Raw genomic sequence first — 14096 nt, 5'->3', positions numbered from 1 at the left:
CGGTATTTCTTTAATTATGAATCAAACGCTGCGGATGGGTATAAACCGTTGCCCGCCCCGGCTTACAAAAGCCCACCAGCGTCAAATTACAGCGTTCAGCCACTTCTACAGCAAGCGTGGTCGCGGCAGACACCGCAAACAAAATCTCTACGCCGCACATCGCCGACTTTTGCACCATTTCATAACTGGCACGGCTGGAAACCAGCACCGCACCTTGCTGCCAGCTTTCACCTTCTTGCGCCCGGCGGCCTAACAGTTTATCCAGCGCCACATGGCGGCCCACGTCTTCATGCCCGCCTGCCAGTTCGCCAGATGGCAACATCCAGGCGGCGGCGTGGGTACAACCGGTCAGTTGCCCCACTGGCTGGAAGTCGGTGAGTTGGCGCAACGCATCATCCAGTTTGTTGAGATCAAATGTCTGAGTGAACGGCAGCGGCTGCACCGGTTTACCGATGTCATTAAGTTGCTCCACGCCGCATACGCCACAGCCCGTGCGCCCGGCCAGCGCGCGGCGGCGCTCTTTAAGCCCCATAAAACGGCGGCTGGACAGCTCAATTTGCACTTCCAGACCGTTACAGGAAGGAACGACATCCATGCCGAAGATATCGCGCGGACTTTCGATAATTCCTTCGGAAAGCGAAAAACCGAGCGCAAACAGTTCAAGGTCTTTGGGCGATGCCATCATCACCACATGCGAAATACCGTTGTAGACCAGCGCAACGGGAACTTCTTCCGCCACCTCATCTAACCGTGGGTGCTGTAAATCGTCACGACGCCATAACTCAATTTGGCTAACGCCTGTGACATTTGTCACATTTTTGACTTCTTTTTGCCGTGTTTTTTTCACTTTATATTAACCAGATAAGAACACACACACCAACATTATGGTATTCTGTTACAAACCCTTCCTGGATGGAGGGAAATTGAGCCAATTCTGGACCTTTGCGGCCCCTTCCGCAAAGAAAAATAACTCCCACTCCCTGCACACTCAGCAAGCGAATGTAAATGGGACGTGACAATGTCGAAACAAGGAGCAATCCATGCAGGTCAGCAGAAGGCAGTTCTTTAAGATCTGCGCTGGCGGTATGGCAGGCACCACGGCAGCGGCACTGGGTTTTGCACCCAGCGTAGCACTCGCGGAAACCCGGCAGTATAAACTGCTGCGCACCCGCGAAACCCGTAATACCTGCACCTATTGTTCCGTAGGCTGTGGGCTGTTGATGTACAGCCTCGGTGACGGAGCAAAAAACGCCAAAGCATCTATCTTCCATATCGAAGGCGATCCGGATCACCCGGTCAACCGCGGTGCACTTTGTCCGAAAGGCGCTGGCCTGGTGGATTTCATCCACTCCGAAAGCCGTCTGAAGTTTCCGGAATACCGTGCGCCAGGTTCTGATAAATGGCAGCAAATCAGTTGGGAAGAGGCGTTTGATCGCATCGCCAAACTGATGAAAGAAGACCGCGATGCTAACTACATTGCGCAAAACGCCGAAGGCGTGACTGTTAACCGCTGGCTCTCCACCGGGATGCTGTGTGCTTCCGCGTCGAGTAACGAAACCGGCTATTTAACGCAAAAATTCTCCCGCGCGCTGGGTATGCTCGCGGTCGACAACCAGGCGCGTGTCTGACACGGACCAACGGTAGCAAGTCTTGCTCCAACATTTGGTCGCGGTGCGATGACCAACCACTGGGTCGACATCAAGAACGCCAACCTCGTCGTGGTGATGGGCGGTAACGCCGCTGAAGCTCACCCGGTCGGGTTCCGCTGGGCGATGGAAGCCAAAATTCACAACGGCGCGAAGCTGATTGTGATCGATCCTCGCTTTACGCGTACGGCGGCGGTGGCTGACTACTATGCCCCTATTCGTTCCGGTACTGACATTGCTTTCCTGTCAGGCGTATTGCTGTACCTGCTGAACAATGAAAAATTCAACCGCGAATACACCGAAGCCTATACCAACGCCAGCCTTATCGTGCGTGAGGATTACGGCTTTGAAGATGGCCTGTTCACCGGCTACGACGCGGAAAAACGCAAGTACGATAAATCCTCCTGGACTTACGAACTGGACGAAAACGGCTTCGCCAAACGCGATACCACGCTGCAACATCCGCGCTGCGTGTGGAACTTGCTGAAACAGCACGTTTCCCGCTACACGCCAGATGTGGTTGAAAACATCTGTGGTACGCCAAAAGACGCGTTCCTGAAAGTCTGCGAATACATCGCAGAAACCAGTGCTCACGATAAAACTGCCTCGTTCCTCTACGCGCTCGGCTGGACGCAACATTCCGTTGGTGCGCAGAACATTCGTACGATGGCGATGATCCAGCTGCTGCTCGGCAACATGGGGATGGCAGGCGGCGGCGTTAACGCCCTGCGCGGTCACTCCAATATTCAGGGGCTGACGGACCTGGGGCTGCTGTCGCAGAGCCTGCCAGGTTACATGACGCTGCCAAGCGAGAAGCAGACCGATCTGCAAACCTACCTCGCCGCCAGCACGCCGAAACCGCTGCTGGAAGGACAGGTTAACTACTGGAGCAACTACCCGAAATTCTTCGTCTCCATGATGAAGGCCTTCTTTGGCGATAAAGCAACGGCGGAAAATAGCTGGGGCTTTGACTGGTTGCCGAAGTGGGATAAAGGCTACGACGTCCTGCAATACTTCGAGATGATGAAAGAGGGCAAGGTCAATGGCTATATCTGCCAGGGCTTTAACCCGGTTGCCTCATTCCCGAACAAAAACAAAGTGATCGGTTGTCTGTCGAAACTGAAGTTCCTCGTCACCATCGACCCGCTGAACACTGAAACCTCTAACTTCTGGCAGAACCACGGTGAGCTGAACGAAGTTGACTCGTCGAAGATCCAGACCGAAGTGTTCCGTCTGCCATCGACCTGCTTCGCGGAAGAGAACGGTTCAATCGTTAACTCAGGTCGCTGGTTGCAGTGGCACTGGAAAGGTGCGGACGCCCCGGGGATTGCGCTGACTGACGGCGAGATCCTCTCCGGTATCTTCCTGCGCTTGCGCAAGATGTATGCCGAACAGGGTGGCGCGAACCCGGACCAGGTGCTGAACATGACCTGGAACTACGCTATCCCGCATGAGCCATCTTCAGAAGAAGTGGCGATGGAGAGCAACGGTAAGGCGCTGGCCGATATTACCGATCCGGCAACCGGTGCGGTTATCGTCAAGAAAGGCCAACAACTTAGCTCGTTCGCCCAACTGCGCGATGACGGTACGACCTCCTGTGGCTGCTGGATTTTCGCCGGTAGCTGGACGCCAGAAGGTAACCAGATGGCACGCCGTGATAACGCCGATCCGTCTGGCCTCGGTAACACGCTGGGCTGGGCATGGGCATGGCCGCTTAACCGCCGCATTCTGTATAACCGCGCCTCCGCAGACCCGCAGGGTAACCCGTGGGATCCGAAGCGTCAGTTGCTGAAATGGGACGGCACTAAGTGGACCGGCTGGGATATTCCGGACTACAGCGCAGCACCTCCGGGCAGTGGCGTCGGGCCGTTTATCATGCAGCAGGAAGGCATGGGGCGTCTGTTTGCCCTCGATAAGATGGCGGAAGGTCCGTTCCCGGAACACTACGAGCCGTTTGAAACGCCGCTGGGAACTAACCCGCTGCATCCAAACGTTATCTCGAACCCGGCTGCGCGAATCTTTAAAGACGACGCCGAAGCATTGGGTAAAGCCGATAAGTTCCCGTATGTCGGAACCACCTATCGTCTGACCGAGCACTTCCACTACTGGACCAAACACGCGCTGTTGAACGCGATTTTGCAACCAGAGCAGTTTGTGGAAATCGGGGAGTCGCTGGCGAATAAACTTGGCATTGCCCAGGGCGATACCGTGAAAGTCTCCTCCAACCGTGGCTATATCAAAGCCAAAGCGGTGGTGACCAAACGCATTCGCACGCTGAAAGCGAACGGCAAAGATATCGATACCATCGGTATTCCGATTCACTGGGGCTATGAAGGTGTTGCGAAAAAAGGCTTTATTGCCAATACGTTGACGCCATTCGTTGGTGATGCGAACACGCAGACGCCAGAGTTTAAGTCCTTCCTTGTGAATGTGGAAAAGGTATAACGGAGACGACATATGGCTTATCAATCGCAAGACATTATTCGTCGCTCCGCGACTAACGGTCTGACCCCCGCGCCTCAGGCGCGGGACTTCCAGGAAGAAGTGGCGAAACTCATCGACGTCACCACCTGCATCGGCTGTAAAGCCTGTCAGGTGGCGTGTTCAGAGTGGAACGACATTCGCGATACCGTCGGCAATAACATTGGGGTGTACGACAACCCCAATGATTTAAGCGCCAAATCGTGGACGGTAATGCGCTTCTCGGAAGTGGAGCAGAACGACAAACTGGAATGGCTGATCCGCAAAGACGGCTGTATGCACTGTTCCGATCCAGGCTGCCTGAAAGCGTGCCCGGCGGAAGGGGCAATTATTCAGTATGCCAACGGTATCGTCGACTTCCAGTCCGAGCAGTGCATTGGCTGCGGTTATTGCATTGCGGGCTGCCCGTTCGATATTCCGCGCCTCAACCCGGAAGACAACCGCGTCTACAAATGTACGCTGTGCGTTGACCGCGTGGTGGTTGGGCAAGAACCGGCCTGCGTGAAAACCTGCCCGACGGGTGCGATTCACTTCGGTACGAAAGAGTCGATGAAAACGCTGGCGAGCGAGCGCGTGGCTGAGCTGAAAACCCGTGGTTACGACAATGCGGGTCTGTACGATCCGGCAGGCGTTGGTGGTACACACGTCATGTACGTGCTGCACCATGCTGACAAGCCAAATCTGTATCATGGCTTGCCGGAGAACCCGGAAATCAGCCAAACCGTGAAATTCTGGAAAGGCATCTGGAAACCGCTCGCGGCTGTTGGCTTTGCGGCTACCTTTGCGGCCAGTATCTTCCACTACGTGGGTGTCGGTCCGAACCGTGCGGATGAGGAAGAGAACAATCTGCACGAAGAGAAAGACGAGGAGCGCAAATGAAACGACGTGACACCATCGTGCGCTACACCGCGCCGGAACGTATCAACCACTGGATCACCGCCTTCTGCTTCATCCTGGCGGCGGTGAGCGGGCTGGGCTTTTTGTTCCCGTCCTTCAACTGGTTGATGCAAATCATGGGCACACCGCAGCTGGCGCGAATTCTGCACCCGTTTGTCGGCGTGGTTATGTTTGCCTCGTTCATCATCATGTTTTTCCGTTACTGGCATCACAACCTAATCAATCGGGATGATATCTTTTGGGCGAAGAATATTCGTAAGATCGTCGTCAACGAGGAAGTAGGTGACACCGGGCGTTATAACTTCGGTCAGAAATGCGTTTTCTGGGCGGCGATTATTTTCCTGGTTCTGCTGCTGGTGAGCGGCGTGATTATCTGGCGTCCTTATTTTGCGCCTGCTTTCTCAATCCCGGTGATCCGATTCGCGTTAATGCTGCATTCATTTGCCGCAGTGGCGTTAATTGTGGTTATCATGGTGCATATCTACGCCGCCCTTTGGGTGAAAGGCACGATTACCGCCATGGTGGAAGGATGGGTTACCAGCGCCTGGGCGAAGAAACATCACCCGCGCTGGTACCGTGAGGTCCGCAAGACAACGGAAAAGAAAGCTGAATGAGTATTCGCATAATCCCGCAAGATGAGCTGGGTTCGAGCGAGAAACGTACGGCGGATATGATTCCGCCGTTATTGTTCCCTCGGCTCAAGAATTTATACAACCGCCGCGCCGAGCGTCTGCGCGAGCTGGCAGAAAATAATCCGCTGGGTGATTACCTGCGCTTTGCTGCGCTTATCGCCCACGCCCAGGAAGTGGTGCTGTACGACCATCCGCTGGAGATGGATCTGACCGCGCGCATTAAAGAAGCCAGCGCACAAGGCAAGCCCCCGCTGGATATTCACGTTCTGCCGCGTGATAAGCACTGGCAAAAACTGCTGATGGCGCTGATTGCTGAACTGAAACCTGAAATGAGCGGCCCGGCGCTGGCAGTGATTGAGAATCTGGAGAAGGCATCGACCCAGGAGCTGGAAGATATGGCCAGCGCACTGTTTGCCTCTGATTTCTCGTCCGTCAGCAGCGATAAAGCGCCGTTTATCTGGGCTGCACTGTCGCTCTACTGGGCGCAGATGGCCAATCTGATCCCCGGCAAAGCCCGCGCTGAATACGGCGAACAGCGTCAATATTGCCCGGTTTGTGGTTCTATGCCTGTGTCCAGCATGGTGCAAATTGGCACCACTCAGGGTCTGCGTTACCTGCACTGCAACCTGTGTGAAACCGAATGGCACGTAGTGCGCGTAAAATGCAGCAACTGTGAACAGAGCGGCAAACTGCATTACTGGTCGCTGGATGACGAACAGGCCGCGATTAAAGCCGAAAGCTGCGATGACTGCGGCACTTACCTGAAGATTCTTTATCAGGAAAAAGAACCAAAAGTTGAAGCCGTGGCAGATGACCTCGCCTCTCTGGTCCTGGACGCGCGAATGGAGCAAGAAGGCTACGCCCGTAGTTCCATCAACCCGTTCCTGTTTCCGGGTGAAGGGGAGTAATCTCTGACGTTTTCCGGGTGGCGCTGGTCGCCCGGATTACAGCTCATAGGGTGTGACGACACCATCTCTCGTATTCCGCGTTATCCATTCAAGACCATGTCGCCAATGTCTGTTTGCCCTCAATTTACCCACCAACACATCAATAAGGTTATGGGTATGAGACTGATGACAAGCGTAAGATTGCCTGATGCGCTACGCTTATCAGGCCTACCAATAAACTACAACACATTGAATTTGCAGGACTTTGTAGGCCGGATAAGGCGTTCACGCCGCATCCGGCATGAACAACGCGCACGTTGTCAGCAATCTGATTGATATCATTTTTGCCATTACCATTCCTCGCGCAGCTTACGCTGGTATTCGACACCATCTTCCTCACGCCCTTGCCATATGCCAAAAGCACTGGTTCTTGCTGTTTGCGATTGATTTACCAGGTATTGATCTACCGCTTCCCGTAATAGCTCCGCACGAGGAAGATTACGCTGCACCTCAAGATCATCAAGTTGCTTAATCACCTCATTCGATAAATCGAGTAAAATTCTGCCCATATCCATACCTGCCAGAGAGTTCATAAATATCTCGCCAATATCATTTTTGAATCTATGGAGAGAAAAGTACCTTTGTCGAATGCTTAAAGAAAGTGCATTTACGTATCACTTTTATTTTTGCGAGGCGTTTTCCAGATATGATGTAACAGTTGCAGTTATTATAAGTTCAGGTAAAACAGCCTTGTATTAATGCCAGAATAAGAGCATCTGGTTTTTTATATTCAATAATAAAAAATTTTTTGTCATTCCTTATGATCCTTACACTGATCATCAACACCAACTACCTCACCCCTTTGCCTGTCACTTTTTGCCTTACGTACCGGGAATTGCTGACGCTCCAGATATTGCTCTACCGCTTCGCGTAAAATTGCAGATCGTGAAACCTTACGCCAGCCCCTGAGTTTATTCAGCCGTTTAATTGCCTCTTCTGATAAATGAAGAAAAACCGTATTCATCGCCATTGCCACCACCTTACATATATTACTCATTAATGTATGTGCGAAAATTACGCCGAAAAATTAATTAACGAAAGTGGATATTTGCATGTTGTTTTGTTTTTGCGAGACGCTTTCCAGATTTTTCACGCCCGTGAATTTCCCTGTTTCCATCCAGCAAAAACGGGCGTATAAGGCTGTGCATTCGTACTGCAAAATGAGTTCTCCAATGGCACTGGAAAAAGGAATTGCAGAGTTTATCACCACGGATTTTTTCAGCTAGGCAGCGCGTACAGCGCTACGGGATGTGGCCTGGAGAGCAGGTAGATAACTCCGGATCCAGATAAAAATTGTTTTCAACTTGAAAATATCACAGGTCTGCCTTACAGTGTTTTCAGGTTGAAAACTCGTAATGGAATTACACCATGCATGTTATCAGCCACAAGCCTTTTAACGAGGCGATAAAACGCTTTCCACCTTACGAAGATGCACTTATTGATTTATTAAATCTTCTTGAGAAAACAGCGTTTAGCGATCCGGGTGAGATGAAGAGATATATTCCCTCACTGGATAATTTTAAATACAGAGATAAATGGTGGGTTATTAATATTGCAGGCAATCATTTACGACTTATCGCCTATATAGATTTCAGGCTCCAAAAGTGTTTTATCAAACATATTGTTACCCACAATGAATACGACCGACTCACAACCTGGTACCGGAGCCATAAAAATGAGAACCCATCACACTCCAGCAGAAGACTCGGCCAATTTTGAAATGCTGGTTAAGACCTTCACCCACGCAGTGAAAGACATCCCTTTATGTGGCCCTAAAGTGGATCAAGAGGAATACCATAAGGCGCTGAAACTGATCGAATTTTTAGTTGATCGTGACGATCTGGAAAACCCTTTGTTTGAATTACTCTGCGCGCGGATACGCGACTATGAAAATAACGCTCCAGAATTTCAGCATTTCAATCAGCGGTTAGCGGCAACCCCTTGTGGCGTAAGTCTGTTAAGGATGCTCATGGATCAACATGGGCTTAAAGCGGCTGATTTGGCACAAGAACTTGGCTCTAAATCCAATGTGAGTAATATTCTTAATGGGCGCCGGGCGCTCACCGTTCGCCATATCAAGGCGTTAAGCGAGCGTTTTAATCTCCCGGCTGAAGCGTTTATTGATAAGTAAAATATCCACCCTACTCTTCTTCGTTCCCGCCCTCTTCATACGGGCCAAATGGCTTCGCGGGCAGAACGATATACGTGCCTTCAAACACTGCACCCGGCGTCTCATCGCCAAAGATTTCGACCTGCATTTGTACCCGTGCTTTTCGTCCGCGCGCCAGACGGTCGAGATCGCCGCTTAAGGCACCGAGGTCGGCTACCGCATGAGGTTTACCGCTAATCGGCTTGCTGTAGCGGATATGCGCATCGGCAAGAATAATCGTTCCGCCGAGATGGCGTTCGCGCAGCATCAGCCAGATAAGCCCCCAACCGGTGAGCGTTGCCAGCGAGAATAAACTCCCGGCAAACAGCGTATGATGCGGATTCTGATTGCCGGTTTCCGGCATGGTGGTGATAAATTTTTGCCCGGTATATTGCTGAATGCGCACGCCCATTTTTTCACTCAGCGGGATATGTTCGTACCACGCTTGTTGCAACTGCGCGCACCAGTCGCCACGATGCAGAATGTCATCCAGAGTAGCGACGGGTTTAATCATCAAAAAATGGCGAATCGGCGTGGTGGTTGGTGTGGTGATCTCTCCCTGATTAACAAACCCCAGCTTGGCGAAAAACTCCACCGCGTCTTCACGGGCGCTACAGGTCACGCGCTTAACGCCTTCCTGGCGCGCCACTGACTCCAGGGTCATCGCCATCAGCGTGCCCAGCCCTTTGTCCTGCACGTCGGGATGAACGGCCATAAAGCGAATGGACGCTTCGTTATCGGCATTAATATACAGCCGCCCTACTGCCACCAGATTACCCTGCTCGTCGACGACCATCTGGTGATGCGCCATCGCATCCCAGGCGTCGCGTTCCGAACCTTTTGGTTGATGCAAGGGTTTACGCAACATCTCCCAGCGGAACTGATAGTAGCGCTCTAATTCTTCTTCTGTTTGTGGAACCCGAAGGTGATACATAGCGATACTCTCTCTTGTTTCCCGTGACACCCCTGGAAGCTGGCTCATACCTGCAACCAGAATGTCACGGGACCATCATTGACCAGCGATACCTGCATATCCGCAGCGAAGCGTCCTGTTTGCGTGTTCATCTCCTGCTGACGGCAGCGTTCGACGAAATAGTCATATAACGCCTCTGCGCGATCCGGTGATGCGCCTTTGGAGAAACTTGGGCGCATCCCCCGTTCGGTATCTGCGGCAAGGGTAAACTGGGAAACCACCAGCACACTACCGCCCGCCTGTTGCACGTTGAGATTCATCTTGCCTTCGGCATCGCTGAAGATACGATAGCCGAGCACACGCTCGCACAGACGGTTTGCTTTCTGTTCGTCGTCATCCTTTTCGACACCCAATAACACCAAAAGTCCCGCGCCAATTTCGCCCGTCACTTCTCCCTCCACGGTGACGCTGGCACGGGTTACGCGTTGAATTAATGCAATCATGGTTCGTCGTCTTCTTCTTGTTCAGCTGCTTGTTTTAGTTTGCGGTATTCCCCGAGAGTGACAGTAATTTCCGCGCCAAGCAAGACGATACACCATGTCCAGTACACCCAGACAAAGAGAATGGGGATCACCGCCAGCACGCCGTAAATGAGCTGATATGACGGGAACATGGTGATATAAAGCGCGAAACCTTTCTTTCCTGCTTCGAACAGGAGTGCGGCGACAAACGCGCCGACAATAGCATCACGATTCGGTACGCGGATGGTGGGAACGATGCTGTAAAGCAACCAAAAGGAGATCCACGACAACAGCAGCGGAAAAATACGCAGCACATTGTCGATGACAGTATTGAGATCGCTCGCCCAACGCAGGGAGAGCAGATAGGAACTGATCGCCAGACTGGCCCCTGCCAGCAGCGGCCCTAACGTCAGGATCATCCAGTACACAGCAAAAGAGTAAATTTTTGGCCGTACCCGTTTACTTCGCCAGATGGCATTCAATGCGCTATCAATGGAATACATCAACAATAACGCCGTGACGATCAGGCCACATGCCCCGACGGCAGTCATCTTGTTGGAATTGGCAACAAACTGTTCAATATATTGCTGGATAACGTCGCCAGTGGCAGGCAGAAAGTTGGCAAAAATAAAGTGACGCAACTGAATGCTGACGTCGGAAAACATGGGAAAAGCGGCGAAAAGCGCAAAAACAACGGCAACCAGCGGCACTAATGAGAGCAACGACACATAGGCAAGATTACCTGCCAGGGTGGTCATGTTGTCCTCATTAATGCGTTGCCAGAGTAGTTTCAGCCAGGCCCATAGCGGACGGGTACGATGCCTGGCTTTTTCATGGATGGTTTTTAGCATAACACCTTCGCGAAATAGTCCGGGATGGTGGTTTTATCTTTCACCAGAATACTGGTAATGCCTAGCTGATTTGCTCCTTCTATATTATCGGCGTTATCGTCGAAAAAGACTGTATCGCTGGGTGAAAAACCTTCTGCCTGCAAAACATGCTGGTAAATTCGCGCTTCAGGTTTGCGCATGCCCAGATCTTGCGAAAGATAGATATGGTCAGCAGCATCACGGATTTCCGGGTATTCCTCCGGCCAGAAGGTGGTATGCAGGCGGTTGGTATTGGAAAGCACCACCACGCGATGCCCCTGCTCACGCAGTTTATGCATGATGGCGATCACTTCCGGGCGCAGCGCGACAAACACCGCCTGCCAGCCGTGGGAGAACTGCTCGTAGCTTAGCGGTAGAGCCATCTCATGACACATCGCCTCTGCGAACGCTTCGTCGCTAATTTCCCCGCGCTCATGCTGATGAAACGCATCCCCCATATGAAAACTCTTCTTAAGCGATGCCAGCGGAATACGCGTTAAATCGCTCCAGGTTCCCAGCACACGGTTAAAGTCGATATCGACAATCACATTACCTAAATCAAAGATATAGAGCATTTTTGCCTCCTTTCTCGCCACAAGAAATTAACTGTAGCGGGAAAGGATGGGTTTGGCTATGTGGCAATAAGGGTAATCTTGTGATGCTGATTGCGAAAAAGCAGAGTAATTTCACTGACTTTTTCGCAATAGATGAATGGTTAAGATTCAGGTGTAAATTGCCAACGAGTTTCGATGACCAGCGGCTTCTCTGGCATCACCAATTCTGGCGTTAAATTTATTGCGTTAGGTGCCTGGGTAAGCGGATTAACACAGGTAGCATCAGGCTGTTTATCAAATACCACCAGACTGTTTGCAGACGAAGTCATGGTCATCGCGAGTTTACCAGGCCACAGTAACTTAACCTTCATCCCGTCATAAAAACCAAAACAGTCATCCCAGGGACCGGCTTGAGGAGAGATGCGATTTCCTGTTGGCAGTTCATCATTACCCGCTTCTTCTTGCCAGTCCGCATCAAAAAGCACCTGCAACGATTCTGTGCTTTGCGGGGTCAGCTTTTTCGCAAACCACGGATGCCAGCCTGCAGAGGCCGGGAATGTATCGGTATGTGAATGGATTTCCAGTTGCAAAACCAGCGCATCATTCTCCAGCAAAAAAGTCTGAACCACTTCCCCTTGCCAGGGCCACGGTGAAGCCAGGGGCATACGTAAAGTCAGGGAATCTGTTGTTTTGTCGATGATTTTCCACGTTGAGTAACAAGCCATACCATGCAATGCATGCGGTGGTTTATTGGCGGGTAAAGAATAACATTGCCCACCAGCATTCAGCGTCGCGTTCCCCAGTCGCCCTGCCCACGGCACCATTGGAAAACAGCCGTACTGAAAAGCTCTGCGTTGCGGCTGCCATTGGCGTAATACTTCAGAACCAAATGCCTGTAACGAGGTTATCCTGGCACCATCATGCGGATAAATCTGCAGGCGAATATTGCCTTTTTCCAGCGTCACTAACTCTCCTACAGGCCCAGGCCAGGGCGCGTCAAATGCGAGCTGTAGCGCCTGGTGATGTTCGTTTTTCCGTTCAGTTTTCATGTGATTGTTCCCTGATGTAGCGGTAAGAAGCGGTTTCTTGTTCATCAGTCGGCTCAATCAGCCAGACGCAAACAAAAGAAAGAACTGAGACAGCAAATAAAAACAGAGCGACATACCACGGCTTTCCTCCCCCTAGCGCCAGCAAACTTGAGGCGATAAGAGGGCTTAATCCGCCAAGAATCGCGGAAAATTGATAGGCAAAAGAAAGGCCGGTATATCGTACTTTGGTGCCGAACATGCGGGTGAAGAGTGTCGGCTGCACGGCGAACATCATCGTCGGGCCTAAGTTATAGCCGAGGATCATACTGCACCAGATGATGAGCGTACTTTTACTATCCAGCAATAAGAAGAAAGGAAACGCGAACAGGACACAAAATCCCGCGCCTGATAAATACAGACATTTTTGACCTATACGATCTGATAACCACCCGACCAACGGACAACTGAAAATACCGATCGCCGAGGCAATCAACATCCCCGTCAGGGGAATATCTCGCGATAATGCTAATTGGCTGGAAATATAAACAATACCAAAGGCGTTAATAATATTGGAAGAGACACTCTCCGCCAGCCTCGCGCCCAGCGCTAATAAAATATTTCGCGGATGTTTTTTGAATAACTCAATCAACGGAGGAACAGACTTTTCTTTATTATTCGTCGTTTTTTGCTTTTGAAAATCCAGTGTCTCCTCAGTATGTAGGCGGATAAATAATCCAACGCTCAACATCACCGCAGAAAGCCAGAACGGAATACGCCATCCCCAGGAGAGAAACTGTTCCTGAGTCAGTAAATGGTTACAGAGCGCAAAAACACCGGTTGCCAGCATAATCCCCACTGATGCAGCCGTTTGTGGAAGCGAACCTAAAAAACCGCGCCGGGATTCGGGCGCAGATTCAATGGTCATCAATGCCGCTCCGCCATACTCGCCACCAAGGCCAAAGCCCTGAATTAAACGCAGCGTCATTAATATGAGCGGTGCCCAGATCCCAATTTCCTGATACGTCGGAATAAAACCAATCAAAAATGTGGAGCAACCGACAATAGCCAGTGTCCAGATAAGTGTTATTTTTCGCCCAATTTTATCGCCAAAATGACCAAAGACGATGCCACCTAAGGGACGAGTCAAAAAACCCACGCCAAAGGTCGCAAAGGCGGCTATAAGACCTATAAAAGGATCGCTGTTCGGGAAAAAAAGCGGAGCAAATACCAGCCCTGCTGCCGTGCCAAAAATAAAGAAGTCATACCATTCCATCAACGCGCCCGCGAAACTGCCCATTACGACACGTCTCATGGCTTTACCGGAAAGTCCTTCTCGCGGTGTGGGTAACGTTTCAGACATCATTTTCCTCTCCTGGTCGGCGAGAAATTGGGGAATAACCCACTACAAAGTGGGCAGTCTGATAAATACGCGCATCGGCCCGATGCCGATACGCGTTAT

Annotated in this window: 15 protein-coding genes and 1 pseudogene; 6 read left to right on the top strand and 10 right to left on the bottom strand. The window is 51.3% G+C overall.

Going from position 1 to position 14096, the window contains the following annotated elements; genetic code table 11:
- Positions 1-10: 10 nt before the first annotated feature.
- Positions 11-847: a formate dehydrogenase accessory sulfurtransferase FdhD gene (gene fdhD, locus FFT88_RS01485; protein WP_130258789.1), complete on the bottom strand. Its 837-nt coding sequence runs from the start codon at positions 845-847 to the stop codon at positions 11-13.
- A gap of 193 nt (positions 848-1040) precedes the next feature.
- Between fdhD and fdnG the strand changes: the two genes are divergently transcribed.
- The 4 genes from fdnG to fdhE are packed head-to-tail and all read left to right on the top strand — an operon-like array spanning position 1041 to position 6564.
- The gene (gene fdnG, locus FFT88_RS01480) at positions 1041-4091 is read left to right on the top strand and encodes a formate dehydrogenase-N subunit alpha (protein ID WP_130209998.1); all 3051 of its coding nucleotides are present in this window, start codon (positions 1041-1043) and stop codon (positions 4089-4091) included.
- A 12-nt stretch (positions 4092-4103) separates the two neighbouring features.
- Complete coding sequence (fdoH, locus tag FFT88_RS01475) at positions 4104-5006, top strand: formate dehydrogenase O subunit beta (RefSeq protein ID WP_000331381.1); 903 nt, start codon at positions 4104-4106, stop codon at positions 5004-5006.
- Positions 5003-5638, top strand: a complete 636-nt coding sequence (gene fdoI / locus FFT88_RS01470) for a formate dehydrogenase cytochrome b556 subunit (RefSeq protein WP_000829013.1) — start codon at positions 5003-5005, stop codon at positions 5636-5638. The genes fdoH and fdoI overlap by 4 nt, the downstream gene beginning before the upstream one ends.
- Entirely contained in the window at positions 5635-6564 is a 930-nt protein-coding gene (gene fdhE, locus FFT88_RS01465; RefSeq protein ID WP_000027708.1) for a formate dehydrogenase accessory protein FdhE, read from the top strand. The genes fdoI and fdhE overlap by 4 nt, the downstream gene beginning before the upstream one ends.
- A 181-nt stretch (positions 6565-6745) precedes the next feature.
- Here fdhE and FFT88_RS25795 read toward each other — a convergent pair.
- The 3 genes and pseudogenes from FFT88_RS25795 to FFT88_RS01450 form a co-directional block, all read right to left on the bottom strand.
- Positions 6746-6844: pseudogene (locus FFT88_RS25795) on the bottom strand (hypothetical protein); the annotation flags it as partial.
- A gap of 49 nt (positions 6845-6893) precedes the next feature.
- Positions 6894-7136, bottom strand: a complete 243-nt coding sequence (locus FFT88_RS01455) for a CopG family transcriptional regulator (RefSeq protein ID WP_135405282.1) — start codon at positions 7134-7136, stop codon at positions 6894-6896.
- A gap of 218 nt (positions 7137-7354) precedes the next feature.
- Complete coding sequence (locus tag FFT88_RS01450; RefSeq protein ID WP_135405279.1) at positions 7355-7573, bottom strand: CopG family transcriptional regulator; 219 nt, start codon at positions 7571-7573, stop codon at positions 7355-7357.
- A 398-nt stretch (positions 7574-7971) separates the two neighbouring features.
- Here FFT88_RS01450 and FFT88_RS01440 point away from each other — a divergent pair, with 398 nt between their 5' ends.
- Positions 7972-8322, top strand: a complete 351-nt coding sequence (locus FFT88_RS01440) for a type II toxin-antitoxin system HigB family toxin (protein WP_135405274.1) — start codon at positions 7972-7974, stop codon at positions 8320-8322.
- Positions 8279-8734 carry a helix-turn-helix domain-containing protein gene (locus tag FFT88_RS01435; protein ID WP_135405271.1) on the top strand — a complete coding sequence of 152 codons (456 nt, stop codon included), beginning with the start codon at positions 8279-8281 and terminating at the stop codon, positions 8732-8734. The genes FFT88_RS01440 and FFT88_RS01435 overlap by 44 nt, the downstream gene beginning before the upstream one ends.
- A 10-nt stretch (positions 8735-8744) precedes the next feature.
- On the opposite strand, the gene fabY is transcribed toward FFT88_RS01435, so the two are convergent.
- The 6 genes from fabY to FFT88_RS01405 all read right to left on the bottom strand — a co-directional run bounded on the left by fabY (position 8745) and on the right by FFT88_RS01405 (position 13997).
- Positions 8745-9686, bottom strand: coding sequence for a fatty acid biosynthesis protein FabY (gene fabY, locus FFT88_RS01430; protein WP_001297068.1), 942 nt, complete (start codon positions 9684-9686; stop codon positions 8745-8747).
- Between the two features lie 44 nt (positions 9687-9730).
- Complete coding sequence (gene dtd, locus FFT88_RS01425; RefSeq protein WP_000560983.1) at positions 9731-10168, bottom strand: D-aminoacyl-tRNA deacylase; 438 nt, start codon at positions 10166-10168, stop codon at positions 9731-9733.
- On the bottom strand, positions 10165-11037 hold the full coding sequence (locus FFT88_RS01420; protein ID WP_000920721.1) for a virulence factor BrkB family protein: 873 nt from the start codon (positions 11035-11037) through the stop codon (positions 10165-10167). The genes dtd and FFT88_RS01420 overlap by 4 nt, the downstream gene beginning before the upstream one ends.
- The gene (gene yihX / locus FFT88_RS01415) at positions 11031-11630 is read right to left on the bottom strand and encodes a glucose-1-phosphatase (RefSeq protein ID WP_135405269.1); all 600 of its coding nucleotides are present in this window, start codon (positions 11628-11630) and stop codon (positions 11031-11033) included. The genes FFT88_RS01420 and yihX overlap by 7 nt, the downstream gene beginning before the upstream one ends.
- A gap of 140 nt (positions 11631-11770) precedes the next feature.
- Positions 11771-12658: an aldose 1-epimerase gene (locus FFT88_RS01410; protein ID WP_135405266.1), complete on the bottom strand. Its 888-nt coding sequence runs from the start codon at positions 12656-12658 to the stop codon at positions 11771-11773.
- Entirely contained in the window at positions 12648-13997 is a 1350-nt protein-coding gene (locus FFT88_RS01405) for an MFS transporter (protein ID WP_135405539.1), read from the bottom strand. The genes FFT88_RS01410 and FFT88_RS01405 overlap by 11 nt, the downstream gene beginning before the upstream one ends.
- Positions 13998-14096 lie beyond the last annotated feature (99 nt).

The sequence above is a fragment of the Escherichia sp. E4930 genome (assembly GCF_005845405.1).
Taxonomy (GTDB): Bacteria; Pseudomonadota; Gammaproteobacteria; order Enterobacterales; family Enterobacteriaceae; genus Escherichia.
The sequence above is the reverse complement of the archived record's forward strand: the minus strand, read 5'-3'. Positions and strand labels throughout refer to the sequence as shown.